The organism is Micromonospora sp. NPDC049139 (assembly GCF_055586845.1).
The window spans coordinates 171,351-188,740 of sequence record NZ_JBVJHK010000009.1 but is presented as its reverse complement, the minus strand read 5'-3'; the positions used below and the strand labels follow the sequence as shown (position 1 = coordinate 188,740).

15 protein-coding genes are annotated in these 17,390 nt (G+C 74.1%); 7 read left to right on the top strand and 8 right to left on the bottom strand.

The window, feature by feature from the left end; all coding sequences use genetic code 11:
• Positions 1 to 142: 142 nt before the first annotated feature.
• Positions 143 to 799 (top strand): response regulator transcription factor, encoded by a 657-nt coding sequence (locus ACZ6Q9_RS17900; RefSeq protein ID WP_393267546.1) that lies wholly within the window; start codon positions 143 to 145, stop codon positions 797 to 799.
• Positions 800 to 808: 9 nt separating this feature from the next.
• Positions 809 to 2,323, top strand: a complete 1,515-nt coding sequence (locus ACZ6Q9_RS17895; RefSeq protein WP_393452446.1) for a sensor histidine kinase — start codon at positions 809 to 811, stop codon at positions 2,321 to 2,323.
• Between the two features lie 103 nt (positions 2,324 to 2,426).
• Here the strand turns inward: ACZ6Q9_RS17895 and ACZ6Q9_RS17890 are convergent, their stop codons facing one another.
• The 4 genes from ACZ6Q9_RS17890 to ACZ6Q9_RS17875 all read right to left on the bottom strand — a co-directional run bounded on the left by ACZ6Q9_RS17890 (position 2,427) and on the right by ACZ6Q9_RS17875 (position 6,874).
• The gene (locus ACZ6Q9_RS17890) at positions 2,427 to 3,428 is read right to left on the bottom strand and encodes a TAXI family TRAP transporter solute-binding subunit (RefSeq protein WP_393452449.1); all 1,002 of its coding nucleotides are present in this window, start codon (positions 3,426 to 3,428) and stop codon (positions 2,427 to 2,429) included.
• 191 nt (positions 3,429 to 3,619) lie between these two features.
• Positions 3,620 to 4,294: a hypothetical protein gene (locus ACZ6Q9_RS17885; RefSeq protein WP_393452452.1), complete on the bottom strand. Its 675-nt coding sequence runs from the start codon at positions 4,292 to 4,294 to the stop codon at positions 3,620 to 3,622.
• 101 nt (positions 4,295 to 4,395) lie between these two features.
• On the bottom strand, positions 4,396 to 5,193 hold the full coding sequence (gene yaaA, locus ACZ6Q9_RS17880; protein WP_393452455.1) for a peroxide stress protein YaaA: 798 nt from the start codon (positions 5,191 to 5,193) through the stop codon (positions 4,396 to 4,398).
• Between the two features lie 61 nt (positions 5,194 to 5,254).
• Positions 5,255 to 6,874, bottom strand: coding sequence for a hypothetical protein (locus ACZ6Q9_RS17875; protein ID WP_393452458.1), 1,620 nt, complete (start codon positions 6,872 to 6,874; stop codon positions 5,255 to 5,257).
• Between the two features lie 136 nt (positions 6,875 to 7,010).
• Between ACZ6Q9_RS17875 and ACZ6Q9_RS17870 the strand changes: the two genes are divergently transcribed.
• From ACZ6Q9_RS17870 to ACZ6Q9_RS17860, 3 genes are all read left to right on the top strand, one after another.
• Positions 7,011 to 8,051 carry an App1 family protein gene (locus ACZ6Q9_RS17870; RefSeq protein WP_396830198.1) on the top strand — a complete coding sequence of 347 codons (1,041 nt, stop codon included), beginning with the start codon at positions 7,011 to 7,013 and terminating at the stop codon, positions 8,049 to 8,051.
• Positions 8,052 to 8,053: 2 nt separating this feature from the next.
• On the top strand, positions 8,054 to 8,263 hold the full coding sequence (locus ACZ6Q9_RS17865) for a hypothetical protein (RefSeq protein ID WP_396830197.1): 210 nt from the start codon (positions 8,054 to 8,056) through the stop codon (positions 8,261 to 8,263).
• 176 nt (positions 8,264 to 8,439) lie between these two features.
• The gene (locus ACZ6Q9_RS17860; protein WP_466021413.1) at positions 8,440 to 10,467 is read left to right on the top strand and encodes a family 10 glycosylhydrolase; all 2,028 of its coding nucleotides are present in this window, start codon (positions 8,440 to 8,442) and stop codon (positions 10,465 to 10,467) included.
• 65 nt (positions 10,468 to 10,532) lie between these two features.
• Here ACZ6Q9_RS17860 and ACZ6Q9_RS17855 read toward each other — a convergent pair whose 3' ends face one another.
• On the bottom strand, positions 10,533 to 10,736 hold the full coding sequence (locus tag ACZ6Q9_RS17855) for a hypothetical protein (protein WP_396830196.1): 204 nt from the start codon (positions 10,734 to 10,736) through the stop codon (positions 10,533 to 10,535).
• A gap of 224 nt (positions 10,737 to 10,960) precedes the next feature.
• Between ACZ6Q9_RS17855 and ACZ6Q9_RS17850 the strand changes: the two genes are divergently transcribed.
• Together ACZ6Q9_RS17850 and ACZ6Q9_RS17845 are read left to right on the top strand one after the other, a co-directional pair.
• Positions 10,961 to 11,191 (top strand): winged helix-turn-helix domain-containing protein, encoded by a 231-nt coding sequence (locus ACZ6Q9_RS17850; protein ID WP_396830195.1) that lies wholly within the window; start codon positions 10,961 to 10,963, stop codon positions 11,189 to 11,191.
• Positions 11,192 to 11,412: 221 nt separating this feature from the next.
• A complete protein-coding gene (locus ACZ6Q9_RS17845; protein ID WP_396830194.1) occupies positions 11,413 to 11,895 on the top strand; it encodes a hypothetical protein in 483 nt (160 codons plus the stop codon).
• Between the two features lie 27 nt (positions 11,896 to 11,922).
• Here ACZ6Q9_RS17845 and glgB read toward each other — a convergent pair whose 3' ends face one another.
• Genes glgB through glgA form a run of 3 tightly spaced genes read right to left on the bottom strand, consistent with a single transcriptional unit; the run spans position 11,923 to position 17,342 of the window.
• Positions 11,923 to 14,025, bottom strand: a complete 2,103-nt coding sequence (gene glgB, locus ACZ6Q9_RS17840; protein ID WP_396830193.1) for a 1,4-alpha-glucan branching protein GlgB — start codon at positions 14,023 to 14,025, stop codon at positions 11,923 to 11,925.
• The gene (locus ACZ6Q9_RS17835) at positions 14,013 to 16,094 is read right to left on the bottom strand and encodes an alpha-1,4-glucan--maltose-1-phosphate maltosyltransferase (protein WP_396830192.1); all 2,082 of its coding nucleotides are present in this window, start codon (positions 16,092 to 16,094) and stop codon (positions 14,013 to 14,015) included. The genes glgB and ACZ6Q9_RS17835 overlap by 13 nt, the downstream gene beginning before the upstream one ends.
• Positions 16,095 to 16,133: 39 nt before the next feature.
• Positions 16,134 to 17,342, bottom strand: coding sequence for a glycogen synthase (glgA, locus tag ACZ6Q9_RS17830; RefSeq protein ID WP_396830191.1), 1,209 nt, complete (start codon positions 17,340 to 17,342; stop codon positions 16,134 to 16,136).
• Positions 17,343 to 17,390: the final 48 nt, after the last annotated feature.

The following is a 17,390-nucleotide window of genomic DNA, read 5'->3' as shown; positions in this document are numbered from 1 at the left end:
GCGGCCTGCCGCCCGCTTCCGGCGGGGGCCGGAGGGGTCCGGGCCGCCGTCCGCACGGCGGTCGACGCGGGGCCTACCCTCCCGCTCCCGGCCGGCTTCTGTCACCATTCGGGGTCGACACGCCGACGAATGGGGGCCCCGGGTGCGCATCCTGCTGGTCGAGGACGACCGTCGGGTGGCCGCCGCGCTCTCCTCCGCCCTCACCCGCCGGGGGTACGAGGTGGAGCACGCGGCGACCGTCGCCGCCGCCCTCTCCGCCGCCCCCTGCGACCTGGTGCTGCTCGACCTGACCCTGCCGGACGGGGACGGCACCGACCTGTGCCGCGAGCTGCGCCGGCGCAGCAGCCAGCTCGGCATCATCGCGGTGACCGCCCGGGGCGAGGAGCGGGACCGGGTGCTCGGCCTGCGGCTTGGCGCGGACGACTACGTGGTCAAGCCCTTCTCCATGACCGAGCTCCAGGCCCGCATCGAGGCGGTGCTGCGCCGCGCGGCGCACACGGTGCCCGAGCGCAACCTGATCGAGGCCGGGCCCGTCCGCATCGACGTGGCCGCGCGGACGGTCGCCGTGGCCGGCCGGCCGGTAGCGCTGACCCGCAAGGAGTTCGACGTCCTGCTCTCCCTGGCCCGGCAGCCCGGGGTCGCGGTCGCCCGGGACCGGATCCTGCTCGACGCCTGGGGCACCACCTGGGGCGACGGGCACACCGTCGAGGTGCACGTCGGGTCGCTGCGCGGCAAGCTGGGCGACCCCGGCCTGGTGGAGACCGTACGCGGGGTCGGCTACCGGCTGCGCGGCGAGTGAGGTGACGCCGTGCGACGTCGACTGGTGATCAGCTACCTGCTGCTGATGGTGCTGGTGCTGATCGCGCTGGAGACCCCGCTGGCGATAACCCTGGCGACCCGGGAGACCGACCGGGTACGCGCCGACCGGCTCGCCGACGCCACCCGGTTCGCCTCGCTGGCCGGTCCGGCGCTGCGCGGCGGGACCCCCGGCCCGCTCGACAACGAGCTGCGCAGCTACGACGACCTGTACGGGATCGGCGCGGCGGTGGTCGATCGGGACCGCCGGACGGTGGCGGCCTCCGACAGTTGGCGGCCGGCCGCGGGGACCCGCGAGGCGCTGGACACCGCGCTCTCGGGCCAGCAGGCCAGTGGGCCGGAGTCGGTCTGGCCGTGGGTCGACCGGCCGATCGTGGTGGCGGTGCCCATCAACGACGGCGGTGAGGTGCTCGGGGCGGTGGTCACCGCCACCCCGACCGACTCGGTCCGGCGCGCGGTCACCGTCTGGTGGCTGGTGCTGGCCGGGACGGGGCTGCTCGCCGTCCTGGCCTGCGTGCTCACGGCGTTCGGGCTGGCCGGCTGGGTGCTGCGCCCGGTCACCGAGCTGGACGCGGTCACCCACGAGATCGCCGAGGGGGACCGCGGCGCCCGGGTGCAGCACCGGCTCGGCCCGCCGGAGCTGCGCCGGCTGGCGACCAGCTTCAACCACATGGCCGACGTCGTCTCCGACGTGATGGACCGGCAGCGCGCCTTCGTGGCGCACGCCAGCCACCAGCTGCGCAACCCGCTGACCGCGCTGCGCCTGCGGGTGGAGGAGCTGGGGCTGGGCCTGACCGACCCGGACGGCCAGGCCGAGCACCGGCTGGCCCTGGAGGAGACCGACCGGCTGGCCCTGGTGCTGGACGCGCTGCTGACCCTGGCCCGCGCCGAGCGGCGGGAGAACCAGCGGGTCACCGTCGACGCGGCGGCCGTGGCCGCGTCCCGGGTCGCCGCGTGGGAGCCGCTCGCCCGGCACCGGTCGGTCACCCTCCGGCTCGCGGCGGAGGACTCCCCGGCGTACGCGCGGACCGTGCCGACTGCCATCGACCAGGCCCTGGACGCACTGATCGACAACGCCGTGAAGTTCAGCGGCGCCGGCGGGGCGGTGACGGTGACCGTGCGGCACCACGAGGGCGGGACGGCGCTGGAGGTCCGGGACACCGGCCCGGGCATGACGGAGAGCCAGCTCGGCCAGGCGACCGAGCGGTTCTGGCGGGCGCCGGAGGTGCAGAACGTCGACGGCGCCGGGCTGGGCCTCACCATCGTCGCCGTGCTGGTCGACGCCTCGGACGGGCGGCTCACCATGCGCCGGGGCGAGCCGCGCGGCCTGGTCGCCGGCCTCTGGTTCCCGGCCTCGACCCCGGCGGATCCGGCAGACCCGAGGGACCCGACGGATCCGGCCGAGCCGGTCCCCGCCGGCGCTCCCGCACCGCCCGTCGACGCGCCCGCCGCACCGGTCCCCGCCGCACCGGTCCCCGCCGCACCGGGGCACGCCGCGACCGGGTGACGCCCCGCCCGGGTGACGCCCCGCCCGGGTGACGTCGCCGCCGTCCGACCGAGGTCCTCCTGATCGCCCGTGACCGCCGCCGGCCGGCGGTCGGCCGCCAGGGTCAGGGCTTGGCGGCGCGGTACCAGCCGGCGGCGCCGGGGTGCAGCGGCAGCGGGGAGGTGGCGATGGCCGAGCGCGGGCTCATCCGGCCGGCGGCCGGATGCGCCGCGGCCAGCTCCTGCCGGCGTTCCATCAGCAACCGGGTCACCTCCCGGACCAGCGCTTCCGGCAGGTCGGCCCGGACGATCAGGAAGTTCGGGTTGGCCACGGTGGTGACCGGGTCCGTGCCGTACACCGAGCGGGGGACGTCCCGGGAGACGTAGACCTGGGGGTTGCTGCCGCGCAGCAGCTCGGTCCACTCGCCGAGGTCGACGATCCGGGTCGCGCTGTCGTCGGCGAGCTGCTTCACCGCGCTGACCGGCAGCCCGCCGGAGAAGAAGAACGCGTCGATCGTGCCGGCCCGCAGCGCCGCCACCGAGTCGTCGAGGCCGAGCCGCTCCCGGTGCACCCGGTCGCCGCCCAGGCGTGCCACCTCCAGCAGCCGGGAGGCGGTGATCTCGGTGCCGGAGCCGGGGGCGCCCACGGAGACCCGCCGCCCACGCAGGTCGGCCAGCGTGCGGACCGGCCCGCCGGCGGTGGTGACCAGGTGCAGCAGGTCGTCGTAGACCCGGGCGACCGCGACGACCGACGGGTGCGTCGCCGGCGCGGCCGGCAGCACGTCGGCCTGGGTGAATCCCAGCTCGGCCTCGCCCGAGCCGACCAGCCGGACGTTCTCCGCCGAGGCGGCGGTGACCACCACGCTGGCCTCGACGTTCGGCATCTCCCGGTTGAGGATGTCGGCCAGCGACCGGCCGAAGGCGTGGTAGACCGCCGTCGGGCTGCCGGTCGCGATCCGGATCCGCACCGGCGGCTCGGGGGAGTCCTGGCAGCCGGCGAGGCCGGGCAGCGTCACCACCAGCAGCAGCGACAGCAGCGCCGCCGGGCGGCCGGCGCGCGGGCGGCCAGGTCGGAACCAGGACGACGGGCGCGCGGCGCGGGCGCGGCAGGACCGGGTTCGACTCACGGGCTGCACTCTGCGCCGCGCGGGCCGTCACCGCAACCCGGGGCCCACCGGTCGGACTACGGCCCCGGCGCCGGGTCGACGGTGGGGATCAGTTCGCTGCGGTCCGCGACCGAGGTCGGAACGGTGGCCCCGGGCGGCCCGCCGGTGCCCCGCCAGACGCGGACCGCGCGGTGGTCGCGGTCATCCGGCCGTCATGCCGGCACGGCCGCCCGGGCGGGTTCCAGCGCGGCGCTGTGCAGGATCCGCTCGCGGTCCGGGCCGTCGGCGACGCAGACCAGGAAGCACCCGGTGCCGGGGCGCAGCAGCGCCGGCACGTCCAGCAGAGCGGCCCCGCGCACCAGGACGGCGGCCAGTTCCCGGTCGGTGAGCCGGACGCCGAGGATGTGCCGGCGCACGTGCCGCCCCCCGGCGAGCAGGGCGGCCCGCCAGGCCGCCGCGGCCAGCCGGGGCCGCCACACCCGCCGCGCCGTCGACGCGCCGGGGACCGGGCCGCCCAGCAGCTCGCGCCGGCCCTGCCGCCAGCCGGCCTCCAGCGTCCGCGCGTACGCCGGCCGGTCCGCCGGGGGCACCGAGAGCCGGTGCAGCTCGTACCGGCGGCGCAGCCCGCCGACGGTCACCTCGTGCTCGATCGGGACGTCCAACCGGCCGAGCAGTTGCCGGAACCGCAGGGCGGCCTCCTCCCGGTTGAACTCGACGGTCGCCGGGCGGTGGTGCGGCACCGGGCGGCGGGCGCCGGCGACGGCCGGCGGGGGCATGCAGCGCAGCAGGCAGGCGGCCTCGAACGCGTCGGCCAGGGTCAGCCAGTCCAGCGGCGGCGGGGTCGACGGGAGGCGCGGCCGGTCGAGCAGGATCGGTTCGGGAGCCAACTCAGGCACTCCTTGTCGGCGTCGGGGTCCCCCTACGGTGGCCCGAAGACGCCGACGGGGAAACCGATCCGCCCCAGCCTTGAGGAAATCTTGCGGCAGCCCTACAGCTCGGTGACGACCAGGTCGACCTGGCGTGGCCGGTGGGACGGCACGGGCTGCTCCAGCACCGTGTACTTCAGGTCGCGCAGCGCGGCAACCAGCCCGTCGGCCGAGCGCGGCCGGGCGCCCGCGGTCAGCAGGTCCCGCACCAGCCGACCCTTGGTCGCCTTGTTGAAGTGGCTCACCACCGACCGGACGGGCACTCCGTCGACCTCCCGCTCGTGCAGCACCCGCACCGTCACGGTGCGGGCGGCCACCTCGCCGCGGGGCGCCCAGGTGGCCGCGTACGCGCCGGAGCGCAGGTCGAGCACCGGCCCGGCGTTGGCCGCGGCGTCCATCGCCGACGCGAGGGCCCGCCGCCAGTACGCCGACAGCGCGCCCACTCCCGGCAGCCGCGCCCCGACCGGGCAGCGGTAGGGCGGGATCCGGTCGGTGAGGCGTACCGCGCCCCAGAGGCCCGAGCTGATCAGCACCGACCGGCGAGCCGCCCGCTGCGCGGCCGGCGGGAGCGAGGCGAGGTCGAGCGCCTCGTAGAGCACGCCGGTGTAGAGCCGCTCGGCGGGGGCGGTGGCCGCCACCCGCAGCCGGGCGTTGCGCCGCAGCTCGCCGCGCTGGCCCTCGCTGAGCCCCAGCGCCGCCCGGGCCGCCTCCTCGTCGCCGCCGTCGCTGAGCGCCACCAGCGCGGCCAGCACCTCCTCCCGGGCGCCGGTCAGCTCCGGCAGGGAGAGCCGGGCGAGGTCCAGCCGCCGGCCGGTGCCGGCGTCGGCCTTCCCCTCGGAGGGCGGCAGCAGGATGAGCATCGGTGACTCCTCGCCTCGACGCGGCGCCCGCGCGCCGGCCCGGCCAGCGTACGGCCCGTCCCTACCGCCACGGCCGCACCGGCGTCTCCGGGTGGTACACGCGATACCCGCCCACCTCGGCGAGCAGCGCCGCGTCGGCCCGGTCGCCGAGCAGCCGGCGCAGCCGCCTCTCCGCCGCCGAGTCGGCCGCCAGCACGTACCCGGGCCGGTCGGCCCGCCCCACCTGCCGCCAGTACGCGGAATAGCGGTTCTGCCCGGGGGTGAGTTCGCCGTCGAGCACCGCGCACACCACCGACTCGTCGGTGTTGAAGATCAGCCGGTTGCAGGTCCAGTAGTCCCCGTACACCTCGTGCGGGCCGCCCGCACGGAGCCGGTCGGCCAACTCGCGGGCCTGCCGCTCCTCGACCCGGGACGCCTCGGTGCCGGTGGCGGCGAACTGCACGGTGACCACCAGCACGGTCGCGGTCAGCGCGGCGAGCACGGCGGTGGCGAGTGCCCCGGCCAGCCGGCCGAGCGCCCCGACCGTGCCCCGCCAGCAGGCGACCGCCGCCAGCCAGAGCGGCCACAGCACCGCCGGCAGGGAGAGCTGGAGGACCGACAGGTACCGGGCGTTGTCCAGCGGGCTGGTGGCGGCCAGCGGGCTGCGCACGTACGACAGCAGGGTCAGCGCCGCGCCCACGACCAGCGCGAGGTGCACCACCGGGCCGACCCGGCGGCCGGGTGAGGTGCCCGCGGCCCGGCGATACGCGACCACGGCGAGCGCGGCGGCGACCACCAGCAGCAGCGGGTAGAGCAGGCCGAACCACCCCTGCCAGCGGGAACAGCCGTCCACCGGGCAGAGGCCGCCGGCGAGCGGCACCCCCTCCAGCAGCCCGCCGTCGAGCCGCCGGCTCCACGGCGGCGTCGGCCCGGCCCGGGTGCTGACCTCGCGCAACACCGACAGCGAGTCCTCGCCGGGCGGGGCGACCAGGTTGTCCCGGACCATCGGCGCGATCCCGACGGCGAACCCGGCCAGCAGCAGCACCCCGGCCCAGCCGAGCAGCTCCCGGCGGGCCACCCAGAGCAGCGCCAGCGCGACCGCCCCCAGGTAGGGCAGGATCAGCCAGTCCGACCAGGCGGCCACCCCGGCGAGCAGGCCGAAGAGCCCGACGGCCAGCCGGCGGTGCCGCACGGTGCCCCGGGCGAGTCCCACCACGACCAGCAGCATCAGCAGCACGGCGACCTTGACCTCCGGCCGGCCGCCGACCACCGTCAACTGGTCCCGGACCACCCGCTCCCCGCCGAGGGCGAGCAGCCCGACGACGAAGGTGGCGAACCAGGGCGAGCAGATCCGCCGGGTCAGCCGGTGAATCAGCCAGAGGAAGACGGCGTAGAGCACCAGCAGCGGCAGGCGCAGCAGCGGCCAGCTCGGCCCGGCGACCGCGATCAGCGGCGCCGCCAGATAGGACTCCAACACGCCCATGTAGCGCTGGCCGTAGAGGAAGACGGGCAGCTCGCGGCCCTGCGCGATGTGCATCGCGGCCAGCCCGAAGGTGGCCTCGTCGCTGTTGGAGACGGGCACCGTGTGCAGGGTCAGCACCAGCCGGTAGCCGACCCCGGCGAGCCCCAACAGCAGCGCGACGAGCGCCGGCCGGTCGAGCTGCGGGCGCCACCGCCCACGCTTGCGTACTGGTTGCGACACGACCAACGCCCCCGTCGTCGTCCCGACCGGAGTGTTACACGCCGCCGGGGCCGGGCGGGGCGGATCGGCGCAGCCGGCGGCCGGCGAAGATCGCCGCGCGTGGCCGAGGCCGCCGGGTTGTGGCAGGGTTGCTGACGTGCCACCCACTCCCGCTGGCCAGTTGGCCGTACCGAACCTGCACCGGGCCGCGCGGATCGAGGACGCCGTGCACGCGTTGGTCGAGCGTCGGCTGCGGCGCACCGGCTGGCGGACCAACATCATCGCGTACGCCGGTTACGGCGCGCCCGGTTGGGTGCGGGTGATGTGCCGGGTGCTGCTGGGGCGGCCGGACACCCGCCAGCGGGGCCGGCTGGAGAAGGTCCGCGGCTGGCGCAGCTTCACCACGCTGCCGGCCAAGCACGTGACGGTGACCGTCGAGGCCGGCGGGGTGTGCCACGAGGCGCAGGCCGACCGCAGCGGCTTCGTCGACACCGTGGTCGAGGCGGAGCTGTCGCCGGGGTGGGGCGCGGTGCGGATCAGCCTGCCGGACGCCGAGCCGGTCGAGGCGCCGGTGCGCATCCTCGACCCGGAGGTGCGTTTCGGCATCGTCTCCGACATCGACGACACGGTCATGGTGACCGCGCTGCCCCGCCCGCTGCTCGCGGCCTGGAACACCTTCGTCCTCGACGAGCACGCCCGGACGGCGGTGCCCGGCATGGCGGTGCTCTACGAGCGGCTGGCCACCGCGCACCCCGGCGCGCCGGTCTTCTACCTGTCGACCGGCGCCTGGAACGTCGCGCCGACGCTGACCCGGTTCCTGTCCCGGCACCTCTACCCGGCCGGGCCGCTGCTGCTGACCGACTGGGGGCCGACCGCGGACCGCTGGTTCCGCAGCGGCCGGGAGCACAAGCGGGCCACCCTGGCCCGGCTGGCCAAGGAGTTCCCCGACGTGAAGTGGCTGCTGGTCGGCGACGACGGGCAGCACGACCCGGAGATCTACCGCGAGTTCGCGGCCGCCCACCCGCAGAACGTGGCGGGGGTGGCGATCCGCCGGCTCTCGCCCACCCAGGCGGTGCTGGCCGGTAGCCTGCCCGCCCCGGCCGGCAGCTCCTCCGCGGGGCCGGTGGGGCAGAAGTGGCTCTCCGCGCCCGACGGCGCCGGCCTGTGGAAGCTGCTGCGCGACGCCGGCCTGGTCTGACGATGAGTGACATTCTGGTCGCGGGAATCAGCGAGAATCCTCAGCCAGAGGGTGCCCTCGTCTTCGGCGTGATAGTCGTCGTCGTGTCCCTGGTCGGCGTCTTCAACCGCAGGATTGTGCAGGGCGGCCGTTTGTATGTCCCGATAGTAGGAATCCTGTTCGGGCTGGTGATGATCGGTATCGCGGTCGCCGGATCTGGTGGGAAGGCCTAGCGTAAGGCTGGCTATGCCGTCGGTTGGCGGGACCGCTGCGCGGCCGCGGCGGCGCCCATGTGGTGCGCCCACCGGGTGTGCCGGGCGATCCTCGCCGTGGGCCGCGGGGCGACCCCCGAACGGTGAAGTTGTGAAGGATACTTGCGTAGCAGCTCGACAGGGCTGAATATCTTTTCGTGCGCAGAGACTTTGGTCGATTCCTTCCCGGCGCGGCGCTGGTCGCGGCGCTGACGCTCGGCGCGGCCGCCCCCACGGGCGCCCCCGTCTCCCGGCCAGGGCCGGACACGGTGCCGGTGGCCGCCCAGGCGGCCTGCGTGACCGATCCGGCCACCCCGAAGCGGCAGTCCCGGGCCATGTGGATGGCCAGCGTGGCGAACATCGACTGGCCCAGCCGCACCGGGCTGACCCCGGCCGCCCAGCAGGCGGAGTACCGGTCCTGGCTCGACCTGGCGCGCCAGCAGCGGATGAACGCCGTCGTCGTGCAGATCCGCCCCGCCGCCGACGCGTTCTGGCCGTCACCGTACGAGCCCTGGTCGCAGTGGCTCACCGGCACCCAGGGCACCCACCCCGGCTACGACCCGCTGGCCTTCATGGTGGCCGAGGCGCATGCCCGCAACCTGGAGTTCCACGCCTGGTTCAACCCGTACCGGGTGGCCAACCACACCGACCTCACCAGGCTGGCGGCCAACCACCCGGCCCGCAAGAACCCGGGCTGGACCGTCGCCTACGGCGGCCAGCTCTACTACAACCCCGGCATCCCCGCCGTCCGCGCCTTCGTGCAGGACGCGATGATGGACGCCGTCCGCCGCTACGACATCGACGCTGTGCACTGGGACGACTACTTCTACCCGTACCCGGTCAGCGGGGTCGCCTTCCCCGACCAGGCCACCTACGCCCAGTACGGCGCGGGCTTCGGCAACATCGCCGACTGGCGGCGCAACAACGTCAACCTGCTGGCGCAGGAGATGGGCGCGAAGATCCACGCGGCGAAGCCGTGGGTGAAGTTCGGGGTCAGCCCGTTCGGCATCTGGCGCAACGCGGGCACCGACCCCCTCGGCTCGCGCACCACCGGCCTCCAGTCGTACGACGCGATCTACGCCGACACCCGACGCTGGGTGCGCCAGGGCTGGGTCGACTACATCGCCCCGCAGCTCTACTGGCACATCGGTCACCCGGCGGCCGACTACGCGGAGCTGGTGCGCTGGTGGTCCGAGACGGTGAGCGGCACCGACGTCCAACTGCTCGTCGGGCAGGGCACCTACCGCGCGGGCGCGGCGGGGCAGGACGCGGCCTGGCAGGATCCGGCCGAGCTGACCGACCACCTGACGCTCAACCGCGCGTACCCCCGCGTCGTCGGCGACATCCAGTTCAGCGCCAAGGACGTGCGCGCCGACCGGATCGGCGCGGTCAGCCGGCTCGTGGCCGACCACTACCGCCGGCCGGCGCTGGTGCCCCTCGCCGCCGGGCTGGGCGGCGCCGCGCCCGCCGCGCCGAACCTGACCTCGGCGGTGCGCGGCACCGGCGGGGTGGCCCTGAGCTGGCAGCGCGGCGCCACGGGCAGCACCACGGCGTACGCCGTGTACCGGCTGCCCGGCGACGGCGCGGTCGACCCCTGCGATCTCGCCGATGGCCGGCACCTGCTCGGCACCGTCCGCGCCTCGGGCAGCACCGGGATGTTCACCGACGCCACCGCCGCCGCCGGCGGCACGTACCGGTACCTGGTGACCGCGCTGGACCGGCTGCACCACGAGAGCGCGGCCAGCAACGTGCGGCTGGTGACGGCGGCCGGCGGGACGTTCAGCGTGATCGTCGACAACGCCACCGCCGGCGGCTTCACCGCCGCCGCCACCTGGGGCACCTCGTCGTACTCCTCGGCGCGCTACGGCGCCAACTACCGTTACGCCAGCCCGCAGGCGGTCAGCGACCCGGCCTGGTTCAGCGCGGCGCTGCCCGCCACCGACAGCTACCGGGTCGAGGTCTGGTACCCGGCCGACCCCGGCTACAACAGCGCCACGCCCTACCTGGTGGTGACGGCGAACGGGACCGTGACGGTCACTGTCGACCAGCGGTCCGGCGGCGGGCAGTGGCGGGTGCTGGGCACCTACCAGCTCGCCGCGGGGGAGCGCCCCGTGGTCGGGGTGAGCCGGTGGACGAGCGCGCAGGGCTACGTCGTCGCCGACGCCGTCCGGATCACCCGGCTCTGAGCGCGCCGTTCCCCGGGGCGTCCTGACGTCCCCTGGGAACGGTCCGCTCAGTCGCGGTGCACGGGTCATCGCTTCTGAAAGATCACTGAGGCGACATCCGCCACGAGTTCCAACGCCCAGTCGAGCTGCGGGCAGGTGTCGGGACCCTGGCACTCCAGGCAGCCACCCACCCGCCAGGGGCGGTCGAGTGCCCGGGTCCAGTGAGTCTCAAGGATCCGCTTCGCCATGAACAACCTGGTCGCCTTGGACGCCGGCTCATCGATCGGCACAGTCGGCACCTTCCGCCGCGCTCGTGAGTAGGCCCGCCCAAGGGGGCAGAGTCCCTGCGTCGTGCTCCCCCTGGACGGCTTCGTGACGCGGCCCGCCGCTTGCCGAACGAAGGAACCTCGTCACACGCGCAACCTTAGAGACCTTTAGTACCTAAGGCAATGTTGGTCTTGAAGGCGGGTAACCCGCGTGATCCGATGGAGGTGCCGAACGAAGGAACCTTCACATGCCCATACCCACCGGCGGATACCGCGAGGTAGCCGAAGACCTCGCGGCCCGCATCAAGATCGGCGAGTATGCGCCGGGCGAGCGTCTGCCGACCTACAAAGAGCTCGCGGATCTTTACAAGGTCAGCGTGACCACAGTCCAGAGAGCAATCATTGTTCTTCAGACTCGCGGTCTGGTCGTTGGGCTACAAGGTCGCGGTCTTTGGGTCGCGGAGGAAGTCGCGCCCTGAACCGTCGGTGCAGCGGGTGATGCGGCCAAGCGACGGGCTCCCCCAGGGCGGGAAGGACCGGGAGCAGCCCGGCCACTATAGGTTGGCGCGGTAGCCCTGGTAGAGGCTCCATGGTCGTGCGTGACTTTGTCGGCAATGAGAGGAAAACTACCTGGCTTATGGCAGGCCCTTGGGATGTTCTGACCGAGTCTCAGCGAGAGCAGTGGACGTACACGCCATCGGTGAGCGTGGGACCGTTGCGGTTCGGTATGCGCCATGACGAGGCCGCTGCGGCGTTGAGCGGGTTCGCAGCAACCGTCTCCACCGCCCACCACGACATAGACCAGGCGCAGAAGGCCGAGTTCCGCAATGCGTGCGTGCCTGCATATGCAACGGCCGTGACGGCCTATTACGGCAAGTCCGAGGGTCTGTTCTGCGTCGTGGCCGATGCGCGGTACGGCCCACAGGTCACCCTGGACGGGGTGAGGCTGGTGGGACGCGTGCCGTCCCAGTTGGAGCAGCAGTTCCTCGACTACATGCTGTCGCGCGGTATTGCGCCGCAATACGCGCCGGAAGGCGATCCGGGAGCCGACGAGCTAGGAATCATCATGCGTGTGCAGCGGGCGGGTGACGTCGTGCTGTCCCGGCCGGTGTTCGCGGTCATCCGCGAGCGTGCGAACACCTTGTGGGACGGTATGCCGTACGACGAATCGCAGGTTCACTGACGGCATCCCGGGGGAGACGCCGGGCGCTCATTCGTGGCGGAGCCAGAGCACGCCGAGCGGCGGCACCTGGAGCGCGGCGGACGCCGGCAGGCCGTGCCACGGCACGTCCTCGGCGTGCACCTCGCCCAGGTTGCCCACCCCCGACCCGCCGTAGTGGAGGGAGTCGGTGTTGAGCACCTCCGCCCAGGTGCCGCCGGCGGGCAGCCCGACGCGGTAGTCCGTCAGCGGCCGGGCGGAGAAGTTCGCCACGCAGACCAGGGTCGCGCCGTCGGGGGCGATCCGCACGAACGAGACGGTGTTGTTGGCGACGTCGTCGCCCGCGATCCAGCGGAAGCCGGCCGGCTCCGTGTCCTGCGCCCACAGCGCGGGGGTGTCCCGGTAGACCGCGTTCAGGTCGCCGACGAGGCGCTGCACGCCGGCGCGGGCCGGGTCGTGCAGCAGGTGCCAGTCGAGCCCCCGCTCCTCGCTCCACTCCCGGTCGTCGGCCAGCTCGCAGCCCATGAAGAGCAGCTGCTTGCCCGGGTGCGCCCACATGTATGCCAGCAGGGCGCGGACGGTGGCCAGCCGCTGCCAGGTGTCGCCCGGCATCTTGCCCGCGAGGGAACCCTTGCCGTGCACCACCTCGTCGTGGCTGATCGGCAGCACGTAGTTCTCGCTCCAGGCGTACGCCAGGGAGAACGTGAGCTGGTGGTGGTGGTGCTGCCGGTAGATCGGGTCCTTCGAGGTGTAGAGCAGGGTGTCGTGCATCCAGCCCATGTTCCACTTGAAACCGAAGCCGAGCCCGCCGGCGTCGGTGGAGCGGGTGACCCCCGGCCAGGCGGTGGACTCCTCGGCGATCATCACCACCCCGGCGTGGTGCTTGTAGACCGTCGCGTTCACCTCCTGCATGAACGCGATCGCCTCCAGGTTCTCCCGGCCGCCGTACCGGTTCGGCAACCACTGCCCCTCGGGGCGGGAGTAGTCCAGGTAGAGCATCGAGGCCACCGCGTCGACCCGCAGCCCGTCGACGTGGAACTGCTCGCACCAGTAGAGCGCGTTGGCGACCAGGAAGTTGCGCACCTCGCGGCGGCCGAAGTCGAAGACGTACGTGCCCCAGTCCGGGTGCTCGCCCCGGCGCGGGTCGGGGTGCTCGTAGAGGGGGGTGCCGTCGAAGCGGGCGAGGGCCCACTCGTCCTTGGGAAAGTGCGCCGGCACCCAGTCCAGGAGCACGCCGATCCCGGCCCGGTGCAGGGTGTCGACCAGGTGGCGGAAGTCGTCCGGGTCGCCGAACCGGGACGTCGGCGCGAAGTAGCCGGTGACCTGGTAGCCCCAGGAGCCGCCGAACGGGTGCTCCATCACGGGCAGGAACTCCACGTGCGTGAAGCCCAGCCCGGTGACGTACGCGGTCAGCTCCTCGGCCAGCTCCCGGTAGCCCAGCCCGGGCCGCCAGGAGCCCAGGTGCACCTCGTAGACGCTCATCGGCTCCTGGTGCGGCTGCCGTCGGGCCCGCCGCTCCAGCCAGGCGGCGTCGCCCCACTCGTACGTGGACCGGTGCACCACCGACGCGGTGGCCGGCGGCACCTCGGCGTACGCCGCCAGGGGGTCGGCCTTGTCCCGCCAGTGCCCGTCGGCGCCGAGGATGCGGTACTTGTAGCGGGTGCCGGCCGAGGCGCCCGGGACGAAGACCTCCCACACTCCGCTGGCGCCGAGCGAGCGCATCGGCCAGCCGTCGTCCGGGGCCCAGCCGGTGAAGTCGCCGACGACGCGGACGCCGCGCGCGTTCGGCGCCCAGACGGCGAACGCGACGCCCTCGTCGAGGACCCGGGCGCCGAGCGCCTCCCAGAGCCGCTCGTGCCGGCCCTCGCCGATCAGGTGCAGGTCCAGCTCGCCGACGGTGGGCGGGTGGCGGTACGGGTCGTCGTGCACCCGGCCGTCGACCTCGATCCGGTAGTCGAGCACCTCGCCCGGCACCGTGGTCTCGAACACGCCGACGTCGTGCACCCGACGCATCGGGTGCCGCCGGCCGTCGACGAGGACGGCGACGTCGGCGGCGCCGCGGCGCAGCGTGCGGACGACCGTCCGCCCGCCGGCCGGGTGGGCGCCGAGGACGGCGTGCGGGTCGTGCGTCGCGCCGGCGATCAACTCGTCCATCGGGGGTCGTCCTCCTGCGCGAAAGCGGTGGGGGCGGTGCCGCCCGAGAGGTCGTCGGGAACGTTCTCGACGGTCAGGCCCTGCGCCGCCGGGCCGGCCGGGGGAGCGGGCCGCCGCACGGTCAGCACGTGCGCGGGTTGCAGGTACGGGTCGAGACGCACCGCGTTGTGCTGCCCCCAGTCGTAACTGGCGCCGGTCAGCTCGTCGTGCACCGTGAACCGGTCGTGCCAGTCGAAGCCGAGCGCCGGCATGTCCAGCGTGGTGTTGCCCCACTGCACGCCCTGCGCGTCGAACGAGCAGACCACGACGACCGTGTTGCCGGTGTCCGGGTCGTGTTTGGACCAGCAGAGCAGCGCCGGGTTGTCGATCTCGTGGAAGACGAGGTTGCGGAGCTGGTGCAGGGCCGGGTTCTCCCGGCGTACCCGGTTCAGGGTGGCGATGAACGGCGCCAGGGAGCGGCCCTGCGCCTGCGCGCCCGCCCAGTCCCTCGGGCGCAGCTCGTACTTCTCGTTGTCGAGGTACTCCTCGGCGCCGGGGCGGGCCACGTGCTCGAACAGCTCGTAGCCGGCGTACATGCCCCAGGAGGGGGAGAGCAACGCGGCCAGCACGGCCCGGATCTTGAACATGGGCGGGCCGCCGTGCTGCAACGAGGAGTGCAGGATGTCCGGCGTGTTCGGCCAGAAGTTGGGTCGCATGTGGTCGGCCGCCGCGACCAGCTCCTCGCAGTACGCCCGCATCTCGGCCGCCGAGGTGCGCCACGTGAAGTACGTGTACGACTGGGTGAAGCCGATCTTGCCCAGGCCGTGCATGATCGCCGGCCGGGTGAACGCCTCGGCGAGGAAGAGCACGTCCGGCTCGACCTTCTTCACCTCGCCGATGAGCCAGTGCCAGAAGTCGAACGGCTTCGTGTGCGGGTTGTCCACCCGGAAGATCCGGATGCCCTCGCCCACCCAGTGCAGCACCACCCGCAGGATCTCCGCCCGGATGCCCTCCGGGTCGTTGTCGAAGTTCAGCGGGTAGATGTCCTGGTACTTCTTCGGCGGGTTCTCCGCGTACGCGATGCTGCCGTCGGCCCGGGTGGTGAACCACTCCGGGTGCTCCGTCACCCACGGGTGGTCCGGCGCGCACTGCAACGCCAGGTCCATCGCCACCTCCAGGCCCTGCTCGGCGGCGGCGGCGACGAAGTCCCGGAAGTCCTCCGGCGTACCCAGGTCGGGGTGGATGGCGTCGTGGCCGCCCTCGGCGGCGCCGATCGCCCACGGCGAGCCGACGTCGTCCGGCCCCGCGGTGAGCGAGTTGTTGCGGCCCTTGCGGTTGACCCGGCCGATCGGGTGGATCGGCGGCAGGTAGAGCACGTCGAAGCCCATCGCGGCGACGCCCGGCAGGCGCTCGGTGGCGGTGGCGAACGTGCCGGAGCGGGCCGGCGCGTCGACGGTGGCCGGGACGGCCCCCTCGGAACGGGGGAAGAACTCGTACCAGGCGGAAAAGAGCGCGCGGGGGCGGTCCACCCAGAGCCGGTGCTCCGCGCCGGTGGTGACCAGCTCCCGGACCGGGTGCGCCCAGAGCAGGCCGGCCAGCTCCAGCGCCGGGGCGACCCGCCGGGGCAACGGCAGCCGGTCGTCGCGCAGCGCCGCCACCGCCGCCGACACCCGGTCGACGTCGCCCGCCGGCACCAGCGCGGCGGCGGCCGTCAGCACCCGGGCGCCCTCGGCGAGGTCGTTGGCCAGCTCCGCCGGCCCCTGGCCGGCGGCGAGCTTCTTGGTGACCGCGTTCTGCCAGGTCAGGTAGGGGTCCTGGAACGCCTCGACGGTGAACACCCACTCGCCGACCGCGTCCGGGCGGATGACCGCGTGCCAGCGGTCCTGGCCGGGCTCGCCGGGGCGCATCCGGGTGAACGGCCGGGCCCGTCCGTCGGGGCCCAGCCACACCACGTTGCAGCCGAGCGCGTCGTGCCCCTCGCGGTAGGCGCGGGCCGACACCGGCACGGGCTCGCCCACCACCGCCTTGGCCGGGTAGCGACCGCAGGAGACGACGGGGGAGACGTCTTCGATCGGAAACCGTCCAGTCACCCCGCCAACCTACTGCGCGAGATCGATTCCCGCGCGGCGTCAGCCGGCGGCGCCCACCGACCGGTACACCTCCAGCGTCCGCCGCGCCACGGCGTCCCAGGAGAACTGCTCGACGGCCCGGCGCCGGCCGGCGAGCCCGAACTCCGTGGCGCGCCCCGGGTCGGCCAGCGCCTCGTTGACCCTGGCCGCGAGGTCGGCGACGAACCGGTCCGGGTCCAGCGGCCGGCCGGAGCCGTCGGCGGCCTGCTCGATCGGCACCAGCAGCCCGGTCCCGCCGTCGACGACCACCTCCGGGATGCCGCCCGTCGCGGTGGCCACCACCGCCGTCTCGCAGGCCATCGCCTCCAGGTTCACGATGCCCATCGGCTCGTAGACCGACGGGCAGACGAAGACCGTGGCGTGCGTGAGCACCTGGATCACCTCGTGCTTGGGCAGCATCTCGGCCACCCAGACGACGCCCGAGCGGCCCGCCCGCAGCTCGGCCACCAGGCCCTCCACCTCGGCGGCGATCTCCGGGGTGTCCGGCGCTCCGGCCAGCAGCACCAGCTGGGCGTCGGCGGGCAGGTCGCGCGCCGCGCGCAGCAGGTAGGGCAGCCCCTTCTGCCGGGTGATCCGCCCGACGTACACCACGCTCGGGCGGGCCGGGTCGATGCCGAGCCGGTCCACCACGTCGGTGCCGTGGTCCGGGGAGTACTCGTCGGTGTCGATGCCGTTGTAGACCACCCGGACCCGTTCCGGGTCCACCGCAGGGTAGGCGGTCAGCACGTCGCGCCGCATCCCCTCGCTGACCGCGATGACCGCGTCGGCGGCCTCGAAGGCCGTGCGCTCGCACCAGGACGAGAGCGCGTAGCCGCCGCCGAGCTGCTCGGCCTTCCACGGCCGCAGCGGCTCCAGGCTGTGCGCGGTCACCACGTGCGGCACGCCGTGCAGCAGCTTCGCGGTGTGCCCGGCCAGGTTGGCGTACCAGGTGTGGCTGTGCACCACGTCGGTGCCGGCGCACGCCGCCGCCATCTCCAGATCCACGCCCATCGTCCGCAGCGCGGCGTTCGCGCCGCCCAGGCCCGCCGGTTCGGCGTACGCGGTGACGCCCGGCTCGGTGCGCGGCGCGCCGAAGCAGTGCACCCGCACGTCGGCGAGCCGGCGCAGCTCACGGGCCAGGTACTCCACGTGCACCCCGGCGCCGCCATACACCTCGGGCGGGTACTCCCGGGTCAACAGGTCGACGCGAAGCTGTGCGGAGTCCGTCATTCCCGGCACCCTAGTGCAGAAGTGTGCCCGTACGAGTGGTGAAGTCCC

Bases quoted from the DNA above. Each gene is read 5' to 3' on its own strand.
- glgA (WP_396830191.1), bottom strand. From the start codon at position 17,342: ATGACGGACTCCGCACAGCTTCGCGTCGACCTGTTGACCCGGGAGTAC.
- glgB (WP_396830193.1), bottom strand. From the start codon at position 14,025: ATGGACGAGTTGATCGCCGGCGCGACGCACGACCCGCACGCCGTCCTC.
- ACZ6Q9_RS17850 (WP_396830195.1), top strand. From the start codon at position 10,961: ATGCCCATACCCACCGGCGGATACCGCGAGGTAGCCGAAGACCTCGCG.
- ACZ6Q9_RS17865 (WP_396830197.1), top strand. From the start codon at position 8,054: ATGAGTGACATTCTGGTCGCGGGAATCAGCGAGAATCCTCAGCCAGAG.
- yaaA (WP_393452455.1), bottom strand. From the start codon at position 5,193: ATGCTCATCCTGCTGCCGCCCTCCGAGGGGAAGGCCGACGCCGGCACC.